The organism is Serratia sp. A07 (genome assembly GCF_058725505.1).
In genome coordinates this window covers 1-24,176 of record NZ_JBZXDO010000044.1, presented here as the reverse complement: position 1 = coordinate 24,176, position 24,176 = coordinate 1, and the positions used below count along the sequence as shown (strand labels likewise).

Annotated in this window: 22 protein-coding genes, 1 tRNA gene, 1 other RNA gene and 2 pseudogenes; 22 read left to right on the top strand and 4 right to left on the bottom strand. The window is 58.8% G+C overall.

The annotated features are described in order from the left end of the window. Positions 1 to 125: 125 nt before the first annotated feature. The 8 genes and pseudogenes from radC to AC4PR2_RS24905 all read left to right on the top strand — a co-directional run bounded on the left by radC (position 126) and on the right by AC4PR2_RS24905 (position 6,239). Positions 126 to 605: a RadC family protein gene (radC, locus tag AC4PR2_RS24940; protein WP_439090283.1), complete on the top strand. Its 480-nt coding sequence runs from the start codon at positions 126 to 128 to the stop codon at positions 603 to 605. An 11-nt stretch (positions 606 to 616) separates the two neighbouring features. Next, positions 617 to 952, top strand: coding sequence for a type IV toxin-antitoxin system YeeU family antitoxin (locus AC4PR2_RS24935; protein WP_492175600.1), 336 nt, complete (start codon positions 617 to 619; stop codon positions 950 to 952). Positions 953 to 1,307: 355 nt separating this feature from the next. Continuing rightward, positions 1,308 to 3,401: a pyocin-S2/colicin E7-DNase domain-containing protein gene (locus AC4PR2_RS24930; protein ID WP_492175599.1), complete on the top strand. Its 2,094-nt coding sequence runs from the start codon at positions 1,308 to 1,310 to the stop codon at positions 3,399 to 3,401. Then, a complete protein-coding gene (locus AC4PR2_RS24925) occupies positions 3,401 to 3,664 on the top strand; it encodes a bacteriocin immunity protein (RefSeq protein WP_492175598.1) in 264 nt (87 codons plus the stop codon). The genes AC4PR2_RS24930 and AC4PR2_RS24925 overlap by 1 nt, the downstream gene beginning before the upstream one ends. Positions 3,665 to 3,835: 171 nt before the next feature. Next, positions 3,836 to 4,396, top strand: a complete 561-nt coding sequence (locus AC4PR2_RS24920) for a recombinase family protein (protein ID WP_492175597.1) — start codon at positions 3,836 to 3,838, stop codon at positions 4,394 to 4,396. Beyond that, positions 4,380 to 4,944: pseudogene (locus tag AC4PR2_RS24915) on the top strand (transposase family protein); the annotation flags it as partial. The gene AC4PR2_RS24920 and the pseudogene AC4PR2_RS24915, both read left to right, overlap by 17 nt. Continuing rightward, positions 4,939 to 5,511: pseudogene (gene rhuM / locus AC4PR2_RS24910) on the top strand (RhuM family protein); the annotation flags it as partial. The pseudogenes AC4PR2_RS24915 and rhuM, both read left to right, overlap by 6 nt. Positions 5,512 to 5,726: 215 nt before the next feature. Next, the gene (locus AC4PR2_RS24905) at positions 5,727 to 6,239 is read left to right on the top strand and encodes an Mpo1 family 2-hydroxy fatty acid dioxygenase (protein ID WP_492175596.1); all 513 of its coding nucleotides are present in this window, start codon (positions 5,727 to 5,729) and stop codon (positions 6,237 to 6,239) included. A 64-nt stretch (positions 6,240 to 6,303) separates the two neighbouring features. Here the strand turns inward: AC4PR2_RS24905 and AC4PR2_RS24900 are convergent, their stop codons facing one another. Next, the gene (locus AC4PR2_RS24900; RefSeq protein WP_165384400.1) at positions 6,304 to 6,474 is read right to left on the bottom strand and encodes a hypothetical protein; all 171 of its coding nucleotides are present in this window, start codon (positions 6,472 to 6,474) and stop codon (positions 6,304 to 6,306) included. 731 nt (positions 6,475 to 7,205) lie between these two features. Here AC4PR2_RS24900 and AC4PR2_RS24895 point away from each other — a divergent pair. Further along, the gene (locus tag AC4PR2_RS24895; protein WP_039568202.1) at positions 7,206 to 8,372 is read left to right on the top strand and encodes an MFS transporter; all 1,167 of its coding nucleotides are present in this window, start codon (positions 7,206 to 7,208) and stop codon (positions 8,370 to 8,372) included. A 192-nt stretch (positions 8,373 to 8,564) separates the two neighbouring features. Continuing rightward, complete coding sequence (locus AC4PR2_RS24890; RefSeq protein WP_019452598.1) at positions 8,565 to 8,801, top strand: DUF4282 domain-containing protein; 237 nt, start codon at positions 8,565 to 8,567, stop codon at positions 8,799 to 8,801. Between the two features lie 50 nt (positions 8,802 to 8,851). On the opposite strand, the gene AC4PR2_RS24885 is transcribed toward AC4PR2_RS24890, so the two are convergent. Beyond that, positions 8,852 to 9,601: an NAD-dependent epimerase/dehydratase family protein gene (locus AC4PR2_RS24885; RefSeq protein ID WP_060441230.1), complete on the bottom strand. Its 750-nt coding sequence runs from the start codon at positions 9,599 to 9,601 to the stop codon at positions 8,852 to 8,854. A 93-nt stretch (positions 9,602 to 9,694) separates the two neighbouring features. Next, entirely contained in the window at positions 9,695 to 10,558 is an 864-nt protein-coding gene (locus tag AC4PR2_RS24880; RefSeq protein WP_033636600.1) for a LysR family transcriptional regulator, read from the bottom strand. A 114-nt stretch (positions 10,559 to 10,672) separates the two neighbouring features. On the opposite strand from AC4PR2_RS24880, the gene AC4PR2_RS24875 reads away from it, so the two are divergent. From AC4PR2_RS24875 to AC4PR2_RS24860, 4 genes are all read left to right on the top strand, one after another. Further along, complete coding sequence (locus AC4PR2_RS24875) at positions 10,673 to 11,431, top strand: SDR family oxidoreductase (RefSeq protein WP_197803925.1); 759 nt, start codon at positions 10,673 to 10,675, stop codon at positions 11,429 to 11,431. 260 nt (positions 11,432 to 11,691) lie between these two features. Next, positions 11,692 to 13,554, top strand: coding sequence for a PTS beta-glucoside transporter subunit IIABC (gene bglF, locus AC4PR2_RS24870; protein WP_492175595.1), 1,863 nt, complete (start codon positions 11,692 to 11,694; stop codon positions 13,552 to 13,554). A 14-nt stretch (positions 13,555 to 13,568) separates the two neighbouring features. After that, positions 13,569 to 14,972 (top strand): glycoside hydrolase family 1 protein, encoded by a 1,404-nt coding sequence (locus tag AC4PR2_RS24865; protein ID WP_038875902.1) that lies wholly within the window; start codon positions 13,569 to 13,571, stop codon positions 14,970 to 14,972. Between the two features lie 151 nt (positions 14,973 to 15,123). Beyond that, a complete protein-coding gene (locus AC4PR2_RS24860; protein WP_369803993.1) occupies positions 15,124 to 16,494 on the top strand; it encodes a carbohydrate porin in 1,371 nt (456 codons plus the stop codon). On the opposite strand, the gene AC4PR2_RS24855 is transcribed toward AC4PR2_RS24860, so the two are convergent. Further along, positions 16,495 to 17,094, bottom strand: coding sequence for an HD domain-containing protein (locus tag AC4PR2_RS24855; protein ID WP_049274352.1), 600 nt, complete (start codon positions 17,092 to 17,094; stop codon positions 16,495 to 16,497). 97 nt (positions 17,095 to 17,191) lie between these two features. Here AC4PR2_RS24855 and AC4PR2_RS24850 point away from each other — a divergent pair, with 97 nt between their 5' ends. The 8 genes from AC4PR2_RS24850 to AC4PR2_RS24815 all read left to right on the top strand — a co-directional run. Further along, a complete protein-coding gene (locus tag AC4PR2_RS24850; RefSeq protein ID WP_049202597.1) occupies positions 17,192 to 17,656 on the top strand; it encodes a MarR family winged helix-turn-helix transcriptional regulator in 465 nt (154 codons plus the stop codon). Between the two features lie 160 nt (positions 17,657 to 17,816). Further along, positions 17,817 to 18,242 (top strand): organic hydroperoxide resistance protein, encoded by a 426-nt coding sequence (locus AC4PR2_RS24845; RefSeq protein ID WP_004934114.1) that lies wholly within the window; start codon positions 17,817 to 17,819, stop codon positions 18,240 to 18,242. 225 nt (positions 18,243 to 18,467) lie between these two features. After that, on the top strand, positions 18,468 to 20,162 hold the full coding sequence (gene eptB, locus AC4PR2_RS24840) for a kdo(2)-lipid A phosphoethanolamine 7''-transferase (protein WP_060424255.1): 1,695 nt from the start codon (positions 18,468 to 18,470) through the stop codon (positions 20,160 to 20,162). 118 nt (positions 20,163 to 20,280) lie between these two features. Then, complete coding sequence (uhpA, locus tag AC4PR2_RS24835) at positions 20,281 to 20,871, top strand: response regulator transcription factor UhpA (protein ID WP_038875895.1); 591 nt, start codon at positions 20,281 to 20,283, stop codon at positions 20,869 to 20,871. Beyond that, the gene (gene uhpB / locus AC4PR2_RS24830; RefSeq protein WP_049202602.1) at positions 20,868 to 22,412 is read left to right on the top strand and encodes a signal transduction histidine-protein kinase/phosphatase UhpB; all 1,545 of its coding nucleotides are present in this window, start codon (positions 20,868 to 20,870) and stop codon (positions 22,410 to 22,412) included. The genes uhpA and uhpB overlap by 4 nt, the downstream gene beginning before the upstream one ends. A 95-nt stretch (positions 22,413 to 22,507) precedes the next feature. Next, complete coding sequence (locus AC4PR2_RS24825) at positions 22,508 to 23,839, top strand: MFS transporter (protein ID WP_038875891.1); 1,332 nt, start codon at positions 22,508 to 22,510, stop codon at positions 23,837 to 23,839. Positions 23,840 to 23,959: 120 nt separating this feature from the next. Then, a tRNA-Pro gene (locus AC4PR2_RS24820) sits at positions 23,960 to 24,036 on the top strand. A 35-nt stretch (positions 24,037 to 24,071) separates the two neighbouring features. Then, positions 24,072 to 24,176, top strand: a non-coding RNA gene (locus tag AC4PR2_RS24815) — RtT sRNA; the annotation flags it as partial.

Here is a 24,176-nt window from a genome sequence, read left to right as displayed (position 1 = left end):
TGAGTAGGTTGTGATCTCAGATTACAAACCGGCCAAAATAATTGTCGCGAACCGGCCAGATTAATTGTCGTCAGATAGCAGTGACATCATGCCTATGAACGACTGAAAACAACGGGAACAACCTCATGAACTTAACCTTATCCCCGGCAGTCACTGAACTGCCATTAAGTACACAACGTACTATCAAACGCGCCCTGTTCTTGCTGGAGGCCCATTTGCGTGAACCGGGAGCCTCATTCACTTCACCTAGTACCGTCAGCGATTGGCTTCGATTGCGCATGGCTAGGCTGGAGCGTGAAGTATTTATGGTGCTCTGGCTCGACAATCAACACCGGTTATTGGCCCACGAAACGTTGTTCACCGGCAGTATCAACAGCACCGAAGTCCACCCCCGCGAAATCGTGAAGGCGGCACTGAAGCACAATGCTGCAGCGGTACTTCTCGCGCATTGCCATCCTTCCGGCCACGCTGAGCCGAGTGTTGCCGATCGGCAAATCACCGGCAGGATTAAAGATGCGCTGGCACTGGTTGAGGTCAGGGTACTGGATCACTGTATTGTCGGCGGCATGTCGGTGTATTCGTTTGCTGAACATGGCTTGTTATAGGGGGCGATACGATGCCATCAATCATTGCCCCTGTCTGGGGACTTAAACGTAACGTCACTCCGCAGTTTGGCGCCCGCCTGGTACAGGAAGGTGACCGTCTGCATTTTCTGGCCGACCGTGCCGAGATTAGCGGGACCTTCAGCGACGCGCAGCTGCGTGATGTAGATAACGCCTTCCCACAGTTCATCAACCACCTGGAACTGATGCTGCTTTCTGGTGAGCTCAATCCCCGTTATCAGCACTGCGTCACGTTGTATTGCAATGGCTTGACCTGCGAAGCCGACAGTCTGGGATCACAGGGTTATGTGTATCTCGCCATTTATCCTACACCCCAATCAACAGCATAAATCTTCGCCTTTTATACCAATCGATTTGCTCCTTTCAGCTAGCTAACTACGAGATAACCAACATGCAGACCTTACCTGTAACGACTCGTGTTTATCAGCCGCCGGCTCACAATAACTGCAAATCAAACTCATCTCCTGCGCTCGCCGCTGGAGCCGCCTCTCTTCAGGGCAAAAATGCGACTCAGCTGATGTTCCTGATGTTCCGGTCACGATGGTGGTCAGAGATACGTTGTATCAGCAACAGCACAAAAGCGAATGATTATCATTTAATTGACGTGCGGATAGTCTCTGTGTACAGTTTTAATGCTGTATGTATATACAGTAATGAGTTTGTTTTTACATAAAAGGAGTTATGATGAGTGACAATAACGGTACATCGCCTCAGCCCGGTATGGTCTGGGATGGGGCGCAGTGGGGATGGCCGACAACTGGCAGCTGGAGTGGCAACGACCTGACGGTCACGCCCGGTAATCCCTTTAATTCTGCCAATCCCTTTGGCGGCAATATTGATCTTGGCAATGCCATTAGTGGATATGATTCGTGGGAGGTCGGCGACTATCTGCAAAAACTCTGGCATGAAGAGCAAGAGCGGCTGAAACGGGAAAGAGAAGCTGCGGAAGCCAGGCAAAAGGCGGAAGAGGCGGCGAGAAAAGAAGCCGAGGAGAGGGCCCGCGCCCAGGCCGAAGCTGAATTCAAAGCCAAGGCAGAAGCCGAAGCAAAAGCGAAGGCAATTGCAGAAGGTTCAAAAATCGGCGTATCCGCGGCTGAAAATAAAGTGCGTGAATCTCAGGAACGCATTAATCAGGCCGCGGAACAAATACGCCAAAAGAATGAACAACTGGCTGCTGCCATTCCTCCGCGTGACGAGAAGCAAAAGCTGGTATCGATGCTCACGGAGATGTATCAGCTTGACCCGAGCTATCTGGGGCAACTGGAGGAGGAAGAGGGAAAACTGAAGAGTCTCCAGCATCAGGTGGATGTCGTCACAGCGGAATTAACCGCAGCCCAGCAAGCGCTCAATCAGGCTAACGTTGACAAAGGGCTGGCCGATATCACCCTGGATGCGGCGCGAAAAGCCGAAGCCGATGCGCGCGCCCAGGCAGAAGCGGAAGCACGGGCCAGGGCTGAAGCAGAGGCCAAAGTGAAAGCGGCAGCCGAAGCGGCAGCACGGGCCGAAGCCGAGGCAAAAGCCAAAGCGGAAGCGGAAGCCAAAGCACGCGCTGAGGCAGAGGCGAAAGCGGCGGCGGATGCCAAAGCCAAAATGGCGGCAGAATTGGCCAAAGCCGGGGTGCACCCTGCTCCGACTTATACCCCTGACATGGTGAAGGCGGCCAATGGCGCCCTGGGGGCGACAGGTTCATTGGCCCTGAGTCGCGCTCCGGGTTCTGTTCAATTTGCCGTGGCCGGCGGTGGTACGATGATATTGGGCGGTCCGCTGCCTGAGACTCTCGCGGGCAACATTGGCCAGGGGTTGTCGCTGGCCACCAGGGTGGCCGGCGGGTTTGCACTGGCCGTTATCTTCCATTCCCAGAAGGTGGGTGTGGGGAGTGACAAGGTGCCCGGCCGTGATGTTCCCGCCTTGTTCAGTTATCCGGCAAGTATTATGCTGCCCAAAGCTCACGGGCTGAAACCGGGCGTGAGCTCGGTCGATTTGCCCGCACGGGGTCAACTGGTCATGTCAAACGGCCAATTGGCACTGAAACTGCTGAAAACCGGTGATGGTTTGCCGAAAGCTGTTCAGGTGCTGACGGCGGTACGCGATGAAAAAACCGGTCTGGATCGCATCACAGTGCCGGCGACGGCCGGTGCTCCATCACGGACGGTTTTGATTAACCCGGCGGCGGCACCGTCAGCCCCATCGAATACCGGTAATCAGGTTCCACCGGTTCCGGCAACGCCGGTGCATACCGGCACCGATGTAAAGCCGGTGGAAAACATCGTGGTGACGACTTCACCGGTCGCAGATACCGATGGGCTGCAAGATTTTATCTACTGGCAGCCTGATGCCAAGGGTACCGGCGTCGAGCCGATTTACGTGGTGTTCAGTAGCCCGCGAGATATGCCGGGTAAAGTGAGCGGTAAAGGACAGCAAGTGGGTGAAGGCTGGCTGAACAAAGCGGGGCAGGAACTGGGAGCTCCAGTCCCCAGTCAGATTGCGGACAAGCTACGTGGACGAGAGTTTGCGAACTTTGATGCGTTCCGCAAGGCATTTTGGCAGGAAGTGAGTAAAGATCCTGCATTAAGCAAGCAATTTATTGTCTCTAATCGTAGCCGTATGGCTGTAGGTAAGGCACCGAAAGCACGTAAATTGGATGCCGCCGGTAAGCGAACTTCTTTTGAAATTCATCATATAAATGAGATATCCAAAGGCGGTGATGTTTACAATATAGATAATTTGCGAGTTATGACACCGAAACGGCATGTTGATATTCATAAAGGAGGTAAGTGATGGATCTTAAAAATAATATTACTGAATACAGCGAGGCTGAGTTTATTTCATTATTGAAAGAAATCTTCAAAGAGAATGTTGCTGAAACAGATGATCGACTAGATATTCTTCTGGAACACTTCGAGAGGATTACAGAACATCCAGAAGGGACGGATCTTATCTATTACGCGCCATCGGATGCCGAAGCAACCCCTGAAGCAATAGCTAAAAGAGTCAAAGAGTGGCGTGCCAAAAACGGCAAGCCAGGTTTCAAAAACGCCTGATCGCCAAAAATTCTCACTTTTTCAGCCCGGCTTAACGCCGGGCTTCTTTTTTGGGCACACCCAAAGCGCATAGTCTGGTGAGACAGATTTTTTGTCTCATTTGGGTTGTTTTGTCTCATCCTGGTGCCACGTTTTCATCATCTAGATGCTAACGAGACAATTTTCATCATTATGGCCCTTTATGGTTATGCCCGTGTGTCAACCAACGACCAGGATCTGGATTTGCAAATAAAGACGCTTCGCGCCGCCGGCTGCGAAATCATCCGCGCAGAAAAAGCCAGTGGCAGCAGCCGGGATGGTCGGACTGAATTGCAACTGTTGCTGGATTTTCTGCGACCAGGTGACACATTGATGGTCACACGTGTCGATCGTCTGGCTCGCAGTATCAAGGATCTGCAGGATATCGTTCATGCGTTGAACGAGGAAGGCATCACCCTTAAGGCAACGGAACAACCTGTCGATACGCGTACCGCCGCCGGCAAAGCTTTCCTCGATATGCTGGGTGTTTTCGCCGAGTTTGAAACCAATCTTCGTCGGGAGCGCCAGTTGGAGGGCATTGCTGCGGCAAAGGCGCGCGGTGTCTATCGCGGCCGCAAGCCCTCCATTGATCCTGCAGAGGTATATCGTCTGTATATGGACGAGAAAATGGGCGCTACCGCGATTGCCCGTCAGATCGGTATCGGTCGGGCTTCTATCTACCGCGTACTGGATAATTATGGGCAGCCGGCGTAAGACCATCCCTGCTGACTCGTTGCTGCAGCTGCGACAACGGCTCGATCGCCTGCCGCCCAAAAGCCCTGAGCGCGCCGCTCAGATTGCGGCGATGGCTCAACTGTATGGTATCTCGGCGACCACGGTCTACCGGTCACTTCGTTATGTCCTCAAGCCTCGAACGGCTCATCGGCGCGATCATGGCAGGCCCCGCATATTGCCCAGTCAGAACTGGAACACTATTGTGAGCTCATCACCGCCCTGAAGTTACGAACCACCAACAAATCCGGTCGTCACTTGTCGACCAGACGTGCGATCCAATTGCTCGAAGAACATGGCGTTGAGACTGCGCAAGGATTGGTGAAAGGCCCCGTCGGCCTCTTGCGAAAACAGACGGTTAATCGCTGGCTTTCCCTTTATCGTCTCGATCAGCCCCGACTATTGCGGGAGCTACCGGCGATCAGGTTTCAGGCGGAGTGCAGCAATGACTGCTGGCAGTTTGATCTGTCGCCGTCAGATCTTAAGCATATTGAAGTCCCGACTGGGTTGATCCACAGAGAGGGGCCCCTATCCGTGCCAGTGAGCGTCGGGTTTACTTGCGGGTTAGGGAGATCTTCGCATTAGCCGCCGATTATCAGCCGTCACTTAAAGAGACAACGTTGTTTTTCCAAACTATCTAAAACAAGCTGCATTTTGCCTGCACCGGCCACACCGCTGCCGAACTCATCCACCAGCGGGCTGACGCCAGCCAGCCTCATATGGGTTTGAGCAGCTATAAAGGTGAGGAGGTGCGCAAAAGCGACGTGACGGTGGCGAAAAATTACCTCAATCAGGACGAAGTCAGCGAACTCAATCGCGTGGTCAACATGTGGTTGGATTTCGCTGAAGATCAGGCGCGGCGCCGTCAACAAGTGTTCCTTCGTGACTGGCAGGATAAGCTGGATCAGTTTCTGCAATTTAACGACCGTGACGTTCTGCAAGGGGCTGGCACGGTCAGTAAGAAAGCGGCAGATGAAAAAGCGCAGGCTGAATACGTCCAGTATGCCGAGCAGCAGCGCCGCTTAAAAGAAGCTGCGGGGGAACAGGATATCGCCGGTTTACTACAGTGGAAAACCGATACCAAAAAGCAGCCATAAAGCCCCTTGAACCCCACAAGCAAAATCATTTGGGGGCATAATAGGGGGCATGGTTCAAAATCGAACTGGATAAAACTGAGTAAATTCAAATTAATTCGCTATCAAATTCGACTCCTGTGATCGCCAATCCCTGACCATTTTCCTATGCTGAACGATACGGCTATCTTTAATGCAATGAGCCGGCTCGGCCGTGCGTGCATCATTCGGAGGTCAACATGCGAAGTCTGGAAGATCAACTTGCCGCTTATGCCGCCTATCACCACGATGCGCGCAATATTGCCACGCATTATATCGGCATCCCGCTGATCGTCGTCAGCCTGCTGGCGCTGCTCTCCCGGCCGGCGTGGGGCGCGGGAGGGCTGCCGTTTTCGCCGGCCTGCGCGGTGGTGCTCGTCGCGGCCTTCTATTACCTGCGGCTAAATCTGCGCCTTGGCGCCATGATGCTGGCGTTGTTGCTGGTGTGCCTCGTGTTCGGCGCCTGGGTGGCGTCGCTGTCGACGGCGACGTGGCTGAGCATCGGCATCGGCGGTTTCGTCATCGGCTGGCTGTTTCAGTTTGTCGGGCATTTCTGGGAGGGGCGAAAACCGGCGTTTATGGACGACGTGACGGGCCTTATCATCGGCCCGCTGTTCGTGCTGGCGGAAGCCTGCTTCCTGGCCGGTGGGCTGCGTGAACTGCAGCGGAACATCGAAATGCGATCGGGCAAAGTGCGCAATGAAAAGCGCTAAGCGATGCGGTGCCGATAGTCAGATAAAGAGCCTCTTTCATAGAAAGAGGCTGGATGGGCTCAGATTAGGCGTGTTGGATCAATTTCCAGGTGACGCCTTTGCCGCCATAGGGAGGCATGATATTGCCTTTAGCGATTGGCGCTGTGGTTGAGGGTTTGCCAACCACTTCCCACACACCGCTTTCCGGGCATTTCTGCCCTGTCGTGGCTGTAGTGCCAATAGGTGATTTAGACATACGATCTTTCCTTAATCAAAGCGGCGCCACCATAGCGCCGCACATAAAGATATTTACATGTTCGCTTATATATTCAACCCATTGGTGTGAATATAGAGGATTGGTGTTTTCCCCATTCACTATTTGGATGCTTTGACTTTTTTATTTGTATTTTTAACTTTTAAGTATCAACTTATTTATAAATTAAATCCATGTTTGATAATTATTTTTAAATCTAATTACTTTGATAATTTTTTATTAAATATCGTTTTATTTCATTATGTTAGTTTTGTTTTCTGCACTCTGGTATTTATGGTGTTTATTTTTTCTTTATAATTCATATCCGAATTGTATAAAAATTAATTTGGTTGACCACTTTCATTACGCACATCTTAGTCATGTCGTGAGGACTGACGTTTTCCACGCTATCGCCGATAACGCATAGTCAGTAAGTAATATCATAGGTTTTTCATTGGATTTACCCGAATATGGGATGCGGGGGATAAATAACCCACATGCGGAGTAACTTCCCTGATGCTTACCATTTAGACATACGATCGCCATTCTCCGTACGCATCGCCGCGATCGCGGTAAAGCAATCTTAGTACCCTATGCCGATCTTGCCATGCACTTTTAACAAATTTGCAAAAGTCTTTTAGCCTCCCGCCTGCTTATCTTTGTTGTGATCAATGTCATACTTTCGGCATCTTAACTGTTCCCGCGCTTCGGCAGCGGTAAACCGGAGTTGTTGCATGAAAGTGAATTATCCCTTGTTAGCGCTGGCGGTGGGGGCGTTCGGCATCGGCACCACCGAATTCTCTCCCATGGGCTTGCTGCCGACCATCGCCAAAGGGGTGGACGTCTCCATTCCGATGGCCGGCATGTTGATCAGCGCCTACGCCGTCGGCGTGATGGTCGGCGCGCCGCTGATGACGCTGCTGCTGTCGCACCGGGCGCGCAGAAGCGCGCTGATTTTCCTGATGGCGATCTTTACCCTGGGCAACGTGTTGTCGGCCATCGCGCCGGATTACACCACCCTGATGCTGTCGCGCATCATCACCAGCCTGAACCACGGCGCCTTCTTTGGCCTCGGATCGGTGGTGGCCGCCAGCGTGGTGCCGAAAGAGAAACAGGCCAGCGCCGTGGCGACCATGTTTATGGGGCTGACCATCGCCAATATCGGCGGGGTGCCCGCCGCGACCTGGCTGGGTGAAACCATCGGCTGGCGCATGTCGTTCTTGGCGACGGCCGGGCTGGGCGTGATCGCCATGCTGGGGCTGTGGTTCTCGTTGCCGAAAGGCAGCGCCGGCGCGCGCCCTGACGTGAAACGCGAGCTGTCGGTGCTGGTGCGGCCGCAGGTGCTGACCGCGCTGCTGACGACCGTGCTGGGGGCGGGCGCGATGTTCACGCTCTATACCTACATTTCGCCGGTATTGCAGCACATCACCGAGGCGACGCCGCTGTTCGTGACGGTGATGCTGGTGCTGATCGGCGTCGGTTTCTCGATCGGCAACTACCTCGGCGGCAAGTTCGCCGACCGTTCCGAGAGCGCGACGCTGAAGGGCTTCCTGCTGCTGTTGGTGGCCATCATGCTGCTGATCCCGCTGCTGGCGCGCAGTGACATCGGCGCCGCGGTGAGCATGGTGATTTGGGGCGCGGCGACCTTTGCCGTGGTGCCGCCGCTGCAGATGCGCGTGATGCGCGTGGCCAGCGAAGCACCGGGGCTGTCGTCTTCGGTCAACATCGGCGCTTTCAACCTGGGCAACGCGCTGGGCGCCGCCGCCGGTGGCGCGGTGGTCTCCGCCGGTCTGGGCTACAGCTTCGTGCCGGTGATGGGGGCGATTATCGCCGGGCTGGCGCTGCTGTTGGTGTTGTTCACCAGCCGCACCGCGGCAAAAGTCGTTTACGCCAACGGCTAAGCGACAGCGTGCGGCGGTTTTTTATCCGCCGCACGCCGTTAGCCGCATAAAACATAAACGCTTATCCTCTCCCGCCCCCATTTATCTGTTCGGCATCAACTCTTAGCCGCTATCATTAACCATGTATATACATGGTGGCCGCTTGCACGGCACCTCTGGGATAATGAAAGACCTGCCTAAGGAAAGATCCACATGAGAAATATCTTCTTCTTCGACGCGATGCTGACGCCAAAAATCATCACCGCCGTTTACTGGCTGGCGCTGTTGGGCGTGTTGATCAGCGGCATCGGCATGATGTTCTACGGCGAGTTCTTCCGTGGCCTGTTCGGCATCATCGTCGGCGGCGTGTTCGTGCGCGTGGCGTTCGAGATGATCATCATTGCGTTTAAAAATAACGAATATCTGCGCAAGATCGCCGAAAAACCGTAATGCTGTCCCAACGCCGGGTTCCTCCCGGCTTGTTTCCCTTTCCGCCCAGGCTATTCGAAGCCGAGCAGGCTGAACGCATCGTCCTGCGGGGCGTAACCCAACAGGCGACGGGTCTCTTCCAGCGATAAACGCGTGTAGCGGTTATTGGAAACCCCGTGCACCACCGCATATTGCACCCCTTCGACACGAATGCAGCGCTCCAGCAGATCGGCGGCGTCGCGATGGCTGAGAAACGCGCTCATATCGCGGGCGCTGAGCCGATCGCCCGGGCTGAGGGTGGTGAAGTTGGCGATGCGCACCGACAGGGCGGAAAGCCCTTCCTGATGGGCGAAGTAGGCGGCGATGCCTTCGCCGAAGGCTTTGCTGGCGCCGTACAGGTTCTTCGGTTTCGGCGCGTCATCCGGGCGGATTTGATAGTCGAGCGGATAGCCTTCCACCGCCTGTGCGCTGCTGGCGAACACCACCCGGCGGCAGCCGGCGTCTTTCGCCGCGCGGAAGATATTGAAGGTGCCGAGAATGTTGTTGTCCATCAACGAGCCGCAGAAGTCGGCGTCGGGGGAGGGATCGGCCGCCAGATGCAACACGGTGTCGATATTGGTGCAGGCCGCGCGGCAGGCGTCGAGATCGGCGATGTTGAAGCTGATGACTTCGTCGCCGGGTTGCAGATCGTTCAGCAGGCTGATGTCGCGTTCCGCCAGGCGCAGCGCGTAGCGATCGCCCATTGCCTGACGAAACGCCGTGGCTACCCGGCCGCCGGCGCCGGTGATCAGAATCCGTCCTACATCAGTACGCAACACCATGATGACTGCCATCCCTACTCTCGATTAAGTGTTGACCAGTAATAATCCCCCGCGTGACTTTTGTCCAGTATTTATATTAGTCATTCTGATGCTTTATGCCGGTAATGGGCACGTTTTGCCGAGCGTTTCGACCAGGAAATTCATCACCGCGCGCACGGCAGCGGTGCGCGCCAAATCGGGATACGTCACCAGCCAAAGCTCGCGCGTTGGCGCGGCATTGGCCGTGGGCAACGGGACCAGATCCGGATCGCCATCGGCGACGAAAGTCGGCAAAACGGCGGCACCCAGCCCTGAACGCGCCGCTTGTTGCAGTGAAAACAGATCGCTGGCCTGAAAGACCACCGGACGCCCCTGCAACAGCTGTTGCAGCCATTGCTGATGCGGCTGCTGTTGGTAGTGATGGTCATAGGCGAGAAAGCGGCGCGCCGCGTCGGGCAGTGCGGCGTGCTCCGGTGCGGCATACAGCGCGTAGCGCATCATGCCGATGCGCTGCGTCAGCAGTTCCGGTTGCTGCGGGCGCACCATGCGCACGGCGATGTCGGCTTCGCCGCGATCCAGCTCGGCGAGCGCCGATTCACCCGACAGCGTGACGACGATCTGTGGAAAAGCCTGGTTAAATGCGGCAATGCGCGGCGCGAGAATATGCGCGGCGATCGACGGCGGCGCACTGATGCGCACGCCGGCCTGGGGCGTTGCGCCGGCGCTGCGCGCATGGCGGGCAATCGCCTGGCTTTGCGCCTCGATCTCCGCCGCCAGCCCGGCAATCGCCTGCCCGTCCTGGGTCAAGGGCGTGCTGCGCGGCAGTCGTACGATCAAACGCAGGCCGAGCGCCTGTTCCAGTGCCGCTACGCGTCGCCCGACGGTGGCGTGATCGCAACCCAGCTCCCGCGCTGCCGCAGACAACGAACCGGTGCGCGCCAGCGCCACGAAGTGTTTTAAATCCTGCCAGTCAAACATCGGTGAATTCCTGCACATTAATGATGCGGTTTTCGGGAATATTCACACGAATAACGGCGTGATTCAATGTGTGAACGTTTCCTTTTAAATTGAATTATTCAATTAGGGTTTCTTATGAATTTGCAACTGCAGCAACGCACGGCATTGGTCACGGGCGCCAGCGAAGGGATCGGTGCCGGCATGGTCAGGGTATTGGCCGCTCAAGGTGTCAAGGTAGTGGCCACCGCACGACGCGGTGACCGGCTGCAGGCCTTGGCGGGTGAGGTGGAACGGCAAGGGGCGGTGCGTCCGCAGGTGATCGTTGCAGACGTGACCGACCCTGAGGCGATAGCCCGTTTGGCGGCGCAGGCGCTGCGCCAGGTGGGGACAGTTGATATCCTGATCAACGCGGTAGGCGCGTTTCACCCCACGACGCTGAACGACAGCGAACGCAGCTGGGATGACGCTTTCGCTTTGAACTTCACGCCGGCCCGCAGATTGACTCAGGCGCTGTTGCCGGCCATGCAGGCGCAAGGCTGGGGCCGGGTGATCAACATCAGCGGATCGATGGAGCCGCGCAGCCTGAGCGCCGCCAGCGCCGCCAAGGGCGCATTGCATCTGTGGGCCAAAGGATTGGCCAGCGACGTGGCTGCGCAGGGGATTACCGTCAATACGCTGCAACCCGGACGTATCAACAGTGAACAGATCCGTGAGCGCTTATACGCTTGCGATGAAGCGCGCCAGGCGTTTATTGCGCAACATATCCCGATCGGCTACTTCGGCGAACCGGAAGACATGGCCTATCTGGCGGCGTTTCTTTGCTCCCCGCTCGCGCGATATATCACTGGCGCGGTGATCCAGGTAGATGGCGGCATGCATTATTTCGCGCATTGAGGCCGTTTTGCCCCCGCGATCACAGTTCGGCAATTTGCCGGCGCAAAGGCTTGCCCCGGCAAAATCTGCGGTGTTAACGTCATAACTCAACCGATTTAGGGTTGTTACTGCTACGGCAGGCAAAACCTAAACCTTGCGTTTCTGTTCCCCGATGGGGCAGAGGCCGCGAGGTTTAGGTTTTTTTTTGCGCCGAATTCCGCCTCAGCGCCAGGCCAGTGCGGGGAGGGAAGCGGCAGAACGCGAAGTCTAAGGATAACCGTATGAAATATGACACATTAGCCAGTGAGATTTTGGCCGGCGTCGGTGGCCGCGACAATGTGAAAAGCCTAGTGCACTGCGCCACCCGCCTGCGTTTCAAGCTGCGTGACGACACTCGCGCCAACGCGGCAGCGCTGAAGAAAAACCCCGGCGTCATCATGGTGGTGGAGAGCGGCGGCCAGTTCCAGGTGGTGGTGGGCAACCACGTGGCGGAGGTGTTCGACGCGGTTAACCGCGTTGGCGGGTTGGCCGAGGGCGCGCCGAGCGACGATGCGGGCGGCAAAAAAGACAACCTGCTCAGCCGCTTTATCGATCTGGTGTCCGGTATTTTTACCCCGCTGCTCGGGGTGATGGCCGCTTCGGGGATCCTGAAAGGCTTCCTGGCGCTGAGCCTGGCCTGCGGCTGGCTGCTGGAGAGCGGCGGCACCTTCAAAATGCTGTTCGCCGCCAGCGACTCGCTGTTCTACTTCTTCCCGATCATGCTCGGCTACACCGCCGGGAATAAATTCGGCGGCAACCCCTTCGTCACCATGGCGATCGGCGGCGCGTTGACACATCCGCTGATGATGGCGGCGTTCGAAGCGGCGCAGCAGCCGGGTGCGGTGCGCGAATACTTCTTCGGCATTCCGCTGACCTTCATCAACTACAGTTCGTCGGTGATCCCGATCATCTTCGCGGCCTGGGTGTCCTGCCGCCTGGAGCCGCTGTTTAACCGGGTGATCCACAGCGCGCTGCGCAATTTCATCACGCCGCTGCTGTGCCTGGCGATCACCGTGCCGTTGACCTTCCTGCTGATCGGCCCGGCGGCGACCTGGCTCAGCCACCTGCTGGCCAACGGCTATCAGAGCATTTACGCCTTTAACCCGATCATCGCCGGTGCCTTTATGGGGGCGATGTGGCAGGTGTGCGTGATCTTCGGTCTGCATTGGGGATTGGTGCCGTTGATGATCAATAACCTGAGCGTGCTGGGGCGCGACACCATGGTGCCGCTGCTGCTGCCGGCGGTAATGGGGCAGGTCGGCGCCACGCTGGGCGTGATGCTGCGCACCCGCGACGCCAAGCTGCGGGCGCTGTCCGCTTCGGCCATCGGCGCCGGGATTTTCGGCATCACCGAACCGGCGGTGTACGGCGTTACGCTGCCGAACAAACGCCCGTTCATTTTCGGCTGCATCGGCGGCGCGCTGGGCGGTGCGGTGATCGGCTACTTCCATACCTCGGTCTACTCGTTCGGCCTGGTGAGCGTATTCACCTTCGCGCAGATCATCCCCGGCGGCGGCATCGACGCCACGGTATGGGGCGCGATCGGTGGCACCCTGCTGTCGTTCGTGTTTGCCGCGCTGGCCAGCTACCTGTTCGGCGTCGCACCGGCGGAAGACGCGGCGCAGCCTGAAGCCGCCGCGCCGCTTAACCGCAAGCAGGCCATCCTCAGCCCGATCGCCGGCGACATCGTGCCGCTGGATCAGGTGAACGACGCGACCTTCGCCAGCGGCCTGCTGGGGAAAGGGGTGGCGATCGCGCCGCAGCAGGGGCGCGTGGTGGCGCCGGTGAGCGGCAGCGTGGCGTCGCTGTTCAAAACCAAACACGCCATCGGCATCGAATCGGACGACGGCGCGGAGATTCTCATCCACGTCGGTATCGATACCGTGAAGCTGGACGGGGCGCATTTCACCGCCCACGTGCGGGAAGGCGAGCGGGTTGCCCCGGGCGATCTGCTGATCGAGTTCGACCAGGCGGCGATCCATGCTGCCGGCTATGACACCACCACGCCGATCATCATCAGCAACAGCGATGACTACGTGGACGTGTTGACCAGCGGCCTGTCTCCGGTGCAGGAACAGGCGCCGCTGCTGACTTTATTACGTTAATTGAGGAGCAAGCGATGAACGGCAAGTTTCCGCAACATTTTCTGTGGGGCGGCGCGGTAGCGGCGAACCAGGTAGAAGGCGCGTATCAGGCCGACGGCAAGGGGCTGTCGACCTCCGATCTGCAGCCGCAGGGCATCTTCGGCGCCATTACGCCGCGCACGGCGGGCGACAGCGGCATCAAGGATGTGGCGATCGATTTCTATCACCGCTATCCGGAGGACATCGCGCTGTTCGCCGAAATGGGCTTTAAGTGTCTGCGCACCTCAATCGCCTGGACGCGCATTTTCCCGCAGGGCGACGAAGAGACGCCGAATGAAGCCGGGCTGGCGTTTTACGATCGGCTGTTCGACGAGATGGCGAAGTACGGCATTCAGCCGCTGATCACGCTGTCGCACTATGAGATGCCTTACGGCCTGGTGAAGCACTACGGCGGCTGGGGCGATCGGCGCACCATCGATTTCTTCGAGCGCTATGCGCGCACCGTGTTCGAACGCTACAAGCACAAGGTCAAACACTGGCTGACCTTCAACGAAATCAACATGTCGCTGCACGCGCCCTTCACCGGCGTCGGCCTGCCGCAGGAGAGCGACAAGAGCGCCATCTATCAGGCGATCCACCATCAGCTGGTGGCCAGCGCCAGAGCGGTGAAGGCCTGTCACGAGATCGTGCCGGAGGGCAAAATCGGCAACATGCTGCTGGGTGGTATTCTGTATCCGCTGAGCTGCAAGCCGGAAGATCTGCTGGAAACCCAGCGGCAAAACCGCGACTGGCTGTTCTTCGGCGACGTGCAGGCGCGCGGCTATTACCCGGCCTATATGCAGCGCTTCTTCCGTGAAAACGGCATTCAGGTGGCGATCACCGAGGAAGATCGGCAAACGCTGCGCGAAACCATCGATTTCATCTCGTTCAGCTACTACATGAGCGGCTGCGTCACCGCCGACCCGGCGCAGTACGAGACGGCGCGCGGCAACATTCTCGATATGGTGCCGAACCCGCACCTGGCCAGCTCGGAGTGGGGATGGCAAATCGATCCGATCGGGCTGCGCTACCTGCTCAACGTGCTGTACGACCGCTATCAGAAGCCGCTGTTCATCGTCGAGAACGGGCTGGGTGCCAAAGACCGCGTCGAGGCCGACGGCAGCATCCACGACGACTACCGCATCAACTACCTCAATGACCATCTGGTGCAGGTGGCGGAAGCGATCGACGACGGCGTCGAGGTGATGGGCTACACCAGCTGGGGGCCGATCGATTTGGTCAGCGCCTCGAAGGCGGAAATGTCGAAGCGCTACGGCTTCATTCACGTCGACAGGGACGATGCCGGCAACGGCAGCCTCGAGCGCCGCCGCAAGAAGAGTTTCTACTGGTATCGCGATGTGATCCACAGCAACGGCGCCAGCCTGAAAGACCGGCGCTAGCCTCTAAGCCCGGCGGCAAACGCCGGGCGTTAACCTAACGTTATTCGCTGCTGTTCATGATGGGAAATTCTCTCCCAGGGAATGCTGTTGCCCGCAGTCAGCCGTTATGCGGAGAAATATAATAATGATGAAAAGCTTATTACCTCGTTCCATGACCCTGGCGGCGCTGGCGCTGCTCTGTAGCCAGGCGCAGGCGGAAACGCTGCAAACCGGCAAGGACGTCGAAGCCCCCACCGCCAAATGGGAAGGGGTAGCGCTCGGCTTTGAGCCGCCACAGCCCGGGCTGTTGGGGGATATGCTGGGGATCAGGCCGATCCTGGAGGATCACGGCTTCCACTATAACCTCGGCTACCTCAGCCAGCTGTCGTATAACGCCGGCGGCGGTTACAACCACGACAAACAGGCGTCGTACATCGACCAGTTCTCGTTGACCTTCAGCCAGGATTTGCAGGCGCTGACCGGCATTCCGGACGCGGCGATCGAAGGCAATATCGTCAACCGCAACCATGACAACAACCTGACCCGCGATCGCTTGCAGGATCCGCGCGTCGGCCTGACCGATCTGTCGCAGGAGAGCTTTGGCGGGCAGTCGATTACCCGGCTGGGTTGGTTGACCTTCAGCCGTTCCTTCCTCGATCGCCGGCTGCAGTGGCGCATCGGCATGATGAACAAGGTGCAGGATTTCGATCAGATCATTCCCTGCGATTTTCAGACGCTGACGCTGTGCGGCGGCAAGTCCGCCAACTCGTTGACCTGGTATAACTGGAACGTGCATTACTGGGGCACCACGCTGCAATACAAGCTGACCGACGGCCTGACGCTCAAGGGCGGCGTGATGGAGCAGAACCCGAGCGCCCCCAGCCGCAGCCACGCCTGGAGTTGGTCCACCAAGGGCAGCAAAGGCTTCCTGTTGCCGATGGAGCTGGAGCTGAAAACCCACGCCGTCAACCAGCTGCCTGGGGTGTATAACCTGGGCGTGCTGTTCACCAACGCGCGCCAGAGCGATCTTTATGAAGGGGTGTCCGGCGGGCCGGGTGCCAGCGATCCGCAGGGCTATCGCAGCCACGATCGCACCTGGTTCCTGTATACCGGTTTCAACCAGCAGGTGACGCGCCATGCGGATGACGTCAACCGCGGTCTGAGCGTGTTTTACAGCCTGGGGCTGGGAGATCAGCGCAGCAACTACCTGCACTGGTCTACCTCGACCGGCATCCGTTACCGCGGGCTGTTCGATGCGCGGCCGGACGACTGGCTGGGGCTCGGTGTCTCGGTGGTGAAGCTGAGCGACCGCTACAAAGACAATCAGCGTTATCTCAACCAGATGAGCGGCATCAGCGATTATCACGATCCGAACTACCGGCCGGTGCCGGGCCACTCGGTGACGGCGGAGCTGTATTACCGGGTTAACGTCACGCCGTGGCTGCAGCTGCAGCCGGGCCTGCAGTACTGGCATCACCCGGCGGGCGTCAGCGAGACGCAGGACGCCTGGGTGACGGCGTTGAAAACGGTGGTGACCTTCTGATCAGGCCGCGTCGCTCTCGCGGTAGCGCCGGCGGGCGTGTTCGAACCAGCTGGCGGGCACGTTGTGCGGCGGCTGCTGCAACCTGAGCAGCCCCTGTTCAACGATATGGCTGGCCTGGCGCCACAGCGTCGGGTCGCCTTCGGTCAGCACCTCCAGCAGGCGCTGTTTCTCGATCAGGTAGGTCTGGGCGAAGTGGCTGTCGTAGTCCAGCAGCGAGCGGGTGTTGTCGATAAGATCCGCCAGCTTGATGGTTTTGGCCTGCGGCGATGCGCCGGCGCTGTGGCGCCGATCGCGGTTTTTGCGCTCAAAGCGGTTGCCGTCCTCGGCGTGGCTGACGTTGGTTAACATCCGCACCAGCTCTGCCACCTTCGGCCCGAAATGGCTGTCGATGTCGCCGAGGGTGGTGGGCGTGTCTTCTACCGTATCATGCAGCCAGGCGGCCGCCAGCATCTCTTCGGTGTGCGGTACGCTGCGCACCAGCTCCATCACCGCCTGCGGGTGGACGATGTACGGATCGTCGGTGTATTTGCGGCGCTGATCGATGGCCGCATGCGCCTTGGTGGCGTAGCGGCGCGCGCGTTCTGCAAGCGTGTTCGTCATTTCCTTTCCCTCCGAGCATCCTCTGCATGAAAAAAATGTAGCATACCTCAAAAGAAATAGCTTGCGATTACATCGTGCGCTATCTATATTCACACACATGAAAAGCACCGAGACCGAACAACCCAAGGCGAAGAACCTGCTTCAGCTCGATCAGCAGCTCTGTTTCGCGCTGTACTCCGCCAACCTGGCGCTGCACAAAGTTTATCGCAAGCTGTTGAGCCAGCTCGAACTCACCTATCCGCAATACCTGGTGATGATGGTGCTGTGGGAGCGCGATCGGGTGACGGTATCGGATATCGGCGAGCGGCTGTTCCTCGATTCCGCCACGCTGACGCCGCTGCTGAAGCGACTGGAAACCGCCGGTTTGCTGGTGCGCTATCGCGCCACCACCGACGAGCGGCAGGTGATCATCGCCCTGACCGAAGCCGGCCGCGCGCTGCGCGAGCGGGCGCAATCGGTGCCCGAGGCGGTGATGTGCGCCACCGACTGCAGCCTGGACGAGATCGTCTCGCTCAAACAGCAGCTGGAAAAGCTGCGCGGCAGCCTGATCGATCAGATTTGACCCGCCGTCGCCGGACGCAAGAACGGCGCGGGTGGTCTACACTGGTTAATAAGTGTCAAAAATAAGTAGTGCGCGATTTAATCGCAAAAGATAAATATGTGACCGGCTTTACCTCGTGGAAGCCGTAGTCATCTCGCCAACCAGCAAGAAGGAATGAACGATGTCTATTGAGAAAGTGGTTTACCGCGCTCACGCCACCGCAACCGGCGGCCGCGACGGCCGTGCGACCTCCTCCGACGGCGTGTTGGACGTGAAACTGGGCGTGCCGAAAGAGATGGGCGGCGCCGGCGGCGAAGTCACCAACCCTGAGCAGCTGTTCGCCGCCGGTTACTCGGCCTGCTTCCTCGGCGCGTTGAAGTTTGTCGCGGCGAAAGAAAAGGTCAAAATCCCGGCCGAAGCCAAGATCGACGGCACCGTCGGCATCGGTGAGATCCCGAACGGCTTCGGCATCGAAGTGCAGCTGGATATCTCGCTGCCGGGCATCGAGCGCAGCGTGGCGGAAGATCTGGTGAAAAAGGCGCACGTGGTGTGCCCATACTCCAACGCTACCCGTGGAAATATCGATGTGACTCTGAACGTTAAGTAAGATTTTTGCCGAAATCTGGAAAAAATGGAGGGTTTATCCCTCCATTTTCTTGCGTGCCCTGCCTAAAAATCGTTCAAAAAAACGGTAAATTTTGTCCGTTTTGTGAGAATTCTCTTGATTATTACCCGCAAAATAACGCTTATTGCCGGTTGGCTGAACCAGAAGCCGCAATCAGTGTCTGACTGAGTCAGAACCGCTACACCGTCCCCGGAGCCACCGCGTTACATGAACAAAGTTAAATCGCTATCACAGCAGAATTTATCGTTATTGTTAGCGATCTATATCGGCATATTTCTAAACCTGTCCGTTTTCTATCGCCGTTTTGATTCGCTGGCGCACGGCATTCAGGGCATTAAGCTTATTTCGGCGGTGACGGAAGTCATCGCTATCGTCCTGTTCACGTTCTTCATCATGCGGCTGGTATCGCTCGGCGGCCGGCTGTTTTATCGCATCGTCGCTTCGCTGCTGGTGCTGATTTCGGTCGCCGCCAGCTACTACATGACGTTTTTCAACGTGGTGATCGGCTACGGCATCGTGGTGTCGGTGATGACCACCGACATCGATCTGTCGAAAGAGGTGGTTGGCCTGCACTTCGTGCTGTGGATGGTGGCGCTCAGCGCCTTGCCGCTGCTGCTGATCTGGAAAAACGGCCTGCGTTACACCCTGATCGAACAGCTGAAAACCCCTGGTCATCGCATCAAGCCGCTGCTGGTCTTGCTGGCGGTGGTGGCGCTGGTCTGGCTGCCGCTGCGCATGCTGGACGACGAGCAGAGCGTGCAGGAGAAGCTCGCCAACGTTGATCTGCCGAGCTACGGCGGCGTGGTGGCGCACTCGTATCTGCCGTCCAACTGGCTGTCGGCGCTGGGGCTGTTTGCCTATACCCGCTATGACGAAAGCCAGGACCAGAGCACGATGTTCGATCCGGGCAAACACTTCACCTATGTACCGCCGGCGGATATCGACGATACCTACGTGGTGTTCATCATCGGCGAGACCACGCGCTGGGATCACATGGGCATGCTGGGCTATGAGCGCGATACTACGCCGCGGCTGTCGAAAGAGAAGAACCTGGTGGCGTTTCGCGGCGAATCGTGCGACACCGCCACCAAGCTGTCGCTGCGCTGCATGTTCGTGCGCGAAGGTGGCACCGAGGATAACCCGCAGCGCACGCTGAAAGAGCAGAACGTGTTCGCGGTGCTGAAGGATCTGGGCTTCTCTTCCGAGCTGTTCGCCATGCAGAGCGAGGTGTGGTTCTACAACAACACCGAGGTGAACAACTATTCGTTCCGCGAGATGATCGCGTCCGAGAAGCGCAACGACGGCAAGGCGGTCGATGACATGCTGTTGGTGGACGAAATGAAGGAGTCGCTGGCGCGCTATCCGAAGGGCAAACACCTGGTGATCCTGCATACCAAAGGCTCGCACTACCTGTACTCGCAGCGTTATCCGCGCAGCTATGCGCGCTATCAGCCGGAGTGCATGGGGGTGGATGACTCATGCACCAAGGCGCAGCTGATCAACGCCTTCGACAATACCGTGCTGTACACCGACAGCTTTATCAGCAATGTGATCGACCAGGTGCGGGACAAGAAGGCCATCGTGTTCTATGCCGCCGATCACGGCGAATCGATCGGCGAGAACACGCACCTGCACGGCACGCCGCGCGAAATGGCGCCGCCGGAGCAATTCCGCGTGCCGATGATCGTATGGGCGTCGGACAAGTTCCTCGAGAACCCGCAGCACCTCAGCGCCTTTGAGCAGCTGCAGGCGCAGCAGCGCATCGGCAAAACGCATCGCCACGTCGAGCTGTTCGATACCATCCTCGGTTGCCTCGGTTACACCTCGCCGAACGGCGGCATCGTGGATAAAAACAACTGGTGCTCTCTGCCGCAGCATAAAACGGCGCCCGCCCGCCTGTAATCCTTCCCGCCGGGTGCCTTGCGCACCCGGTAATTTCACTCAATACATTCTCTTCATCAATTATTCCGGTGTGTGCATACGGTATACTTGCGCACTTCCCTTCTAACCGGAGATTTCCATGACCCTGCGCGTGGCGTTTATCGACGATCATGACATTGTGCGCTCGGGCTTTGTGCAGCTGCTGTCGCTGGAGGCCGATATTCAGGTGGTGGGCGAGTTCAGCAGCGCGGCGCAGGCGCGCGCCGGCCTGCCGGGGCTGGAGGCGGAAATCTGCATCTGCGACATTTCGATGCCGGACGGCAGCGGGCTGGATCTGCTGGCGGACATTCCCTCCGGCATCCGCGTGGTGATGCTGTCGATGCACGACAACCCGGCGCTGGTGGAAATGGCGCTGGATCGCGGCGCCAGCGGCTTCCTCTCCAAGCGCTGCAAGCCGGAAGATCTGATCACCGCGGTGCGCACCGTCGCTGGCGGCGGCGTCTACCTGATGCCGGAAATCGCCCAGCAGCTGGCGCGGGTGAGGGTCGATCCGTTGACCCGCCGCGAGCGCGAGATCGCGCTATTGCTGGCGCAGGGCCAGGAGGTGCGCGAGATTGCCGCCGCCTTGGGGCTGTCGCCGAAGACGGTGCATGTGCATCGCGCCAATCTGTTCGCCAAGCTGGGTATCAACAATAACGTCGAGCTGGCCAGACGGATGCTGAACCTGTGACGCAGCGCCTGATCACCCAGCTGGCGCTGTTTTTCATCTACGCCGCCAGCGCCTTTTGCCTGTGGGGCATCGGCACCGCGCTGATCGACCCGCCCTGGCAGGCGCTGCTGCTGTTCCCGTTCGGCCTGCGCATGGGCATTTTGCTGCAGAGCCCGTACCGTTTCTGGCCGGGGATCCTGCTGGCCGACCTGCTGCTGATGGCGCTGCTGGCGGACCAGTTCGGTTACGGCCCGGCGCTGTGGGCGTCGGTGGCGGTGCTGGTGTTGACGGTGCTGCTCAGCCTGCTGGCCTCGCCGTGGCTGTTGCGCCATCAGCAGAGCGACAGCGAATGGCGGTGGCCGCTGTTGCAGGGCGCGGTGGTGGCCGCCGCCGCCTTGCTGCAGGCCCTGGTATGGCAGCTGGTGAGCGGCGAAGGCGCCCGCGCGCTGCTGCTCGGCCTGACCGGCGGTTTCACCATCGCGCCGACCTGCCTGCTGTTGTGGCACTATCTGGCGCGCCAAATCTGGGTGCCGCTGGAGCCGGGGCTGATCCACAAGCCGGTGGAGCTGCGCCTCGGCCACTTGGCCAGCTATCTGCTGTTGTTTGCGTTCAGCATCTGGCTGCAGCAGCAGGTGAACGCCGCCGAGCTGCGCCGTTTCGCGCCGTTCTGCCTGGCCATTCCTATCGTGTTCATGTCTTACCGCTACGGCTGGCAGGGCGCGCTGTTGGCGACGCTGCTCAACGGCGTGGCGCTGATGGTCAACGAGCCGCCGCAGCCGGAGTCGCACCGCGATCTGCTGCTGTCGCTGCTGGCCCAAAGCCTGACCGGGCTGCTGCTGGGCGCCGGCATTCAGCGCCAGCGCGAGCTGAATCAGCAACTGCGGCTGCGGCTGGCGGAGAACCGCCAGCTGGCGCGGGCGCTGGTGACGGCGGAGGAGCAAACCCGGCGCGAGGTGGCGCGCGAGCTGCACGATGAAGTGGGGCAGACCATCACCGTGATCCGCACCCAGGCCAGCATCGTCAAGCGCCTGGCGCCGGAACCGGCGGTCATCGGCTGCGCCGACGCCATCGATGCGTTGGCACTGCGGGTCTACGACGGGGTGCACGACGTGCTGACCCAGCTGTGGCCGGCGGCGCTGAACAACCTGCCGCTGTCGGCGGCGGTGGCGGCGATGCTGCGGGAGTCGCTGCCGCAGGACGCGTCGCTGGTGAGCAGCCTGCAATGGCAGGTGCCGGACGAGCTGCTGGATGAAACGCTGAAAATCACGCTGTACCGGGTGTGTCAGGAAGGGGTGACCAATGTGTGCCGCCACGCCGGCGCCAGCCGCCTGGAGCTGGACGCGCGCCTGCAGCCGCGCAAAGGCGCCGCGCCGCTGATCGCCCTGACCATCCGCGACAATGGCGTGGGTTTCGATGCGGAAAACCATCAGCCGGGGTATGGCCTGCGCGGTATGCAGGAGCGCATCAGCGCCCTCGGCGGCAGCCTGCGGTTCACCGCTGAACGGGGCGCCTGTTTGAGTGTGATCTTGCCCACAGTTTCACCGGCGCAAGCGCCAAACTAGGAAAAACTCCTAGCCGCGTCGGGAATCCGGCGTAAGCCTCCCGCGCGCGCGAGGAGCATCATAGCGGCACTTTATTCAATCCTCTGAGGTTCCACATGTGGTCTTTCCTTAAAAGCCGCTCGGACGCGCCGCAGGTCACCGATCAACGGCAGATCGACGCCAGCTACAAATACTGGCGCATCCAGCTGATGTGCACCATGTACATCGGCTACGCCGCGTTTTACTTCACGCGCAAAAGCTTCAACTTCATCATGCCGGCGATGCTGAGCGATCTGGGCCTGACGATGTCCGACGTCGGCATCCTCGGCACGCTGTTCTACATCACCTACGGCTGCTCGAAATTCATTTCCGGCATGATCAGCGATCGCTCCAACCCGCGTTACTTTATGGGGCTGGGCCTGATCATGACCGGGGTGCTGAATATCTTCTTCGGCCTCAGTTCGTCGCTGCTGATGCTGGGCACGCTGTGGATCCTCAACGCCTTCTTCCAGGGCTGGGGCTGGCCGCCGTGCTCCAAAATCCTCACCAGCTGGTATTCGCGCTCCGAGCGCGGCAGCTGGTGGGCAATCTGGAACACTTCGCACAACGTCGGCGGCGCGCTGATCCCGCTGCTGGTGGGCTTTATCTCGCTGCACTTCAGCTGGCGTTACGGCATGATCATTCCCGGCATCATCGGCGTGGTGCTCGGCCTGCTGATGTGCTGGCGCCTGCGCGACAAGCCATCCACCCTGGGGCTGCCGAGCGTCGGCAAATGGCGTAACGACGCCATGGAGCTGGTGCAGGAATCGGAAGGCCAGGGGCTGAGCAACCGCGAGATCATCAAACGCTACGTGCTGACCAACAAGTACATCTGGCTGCTGGCGGTCTCTTATGTGCTGGTGTACATCGTGCGCACCGCGATCAACGACTGGGGCAACCTCTACCTGACGCAGGAAAAGGGCTATTCGCTGATGACCGCCAACTCGGCCATTTCGCTGTTTGAAGTGGGCGGCTTTATCGGTTCGCTGGTGGCCGGTTGGGGCTCCGACAAGCTGTTCCGCGGCAACCGCGGCCCGATGAACCTGATCTTCGCCATCGGTATCTTCCTGTCGGTGGCGGCGCTGTGGCTGATGCCGGGCGTGACCTACCTGCTGCAGGCCTGCTGCTTCTTCGCCATCGGCTTCTTCATCTTCGGCCCGCAGATGCTGATCGGCATGGCGGCGGCGGAGTGTTCGCACAAGGATGCGGCGGGTGCGGCGACCGGTTTCGTCGGCCTGTTCGCCTACCTGGGCGCGGCGCTGTCCGGCTACCCGATTGCGCGGGTGATGGAGATCTGGCACTGGAACGGCTTCTTCGTGGTGATTTCCATCGCCGCCTGCCTGTCGGCGCTGTTCCTGCTGCCGTTCCTGCGTGCGCAGACGCCGGCGCTGAAAACCGCCAACGCCTGAGTGAAATACGCTGCGCAACCCCCGGCGCAGCGCATTATGGCGCTTTTATCACCACTTGAAATGCAGGGGCAAAAAAGTGATTGACGCCTATAACCGCCAGCAGTAAGATGCGCCCCGCATCGGCGAGTAGCGCAGCTTGGTAGCGCAACTGGTTTGGGACCAGTGGGTCGGAGGTTCGAATCCTCTCTCGCCGACCACATTCGAAAAACCTGCTTTTTAAAGCAGGTTTTTTTTCGTCCGTCGTTTATGAGGATGAGTACCTCCGCAGGAGGTTCGAGCCTCGCGAAGCGAGACAACGTTGCTTCAGCAACGGCCCGCAGGGCGCGCATCAAAGATG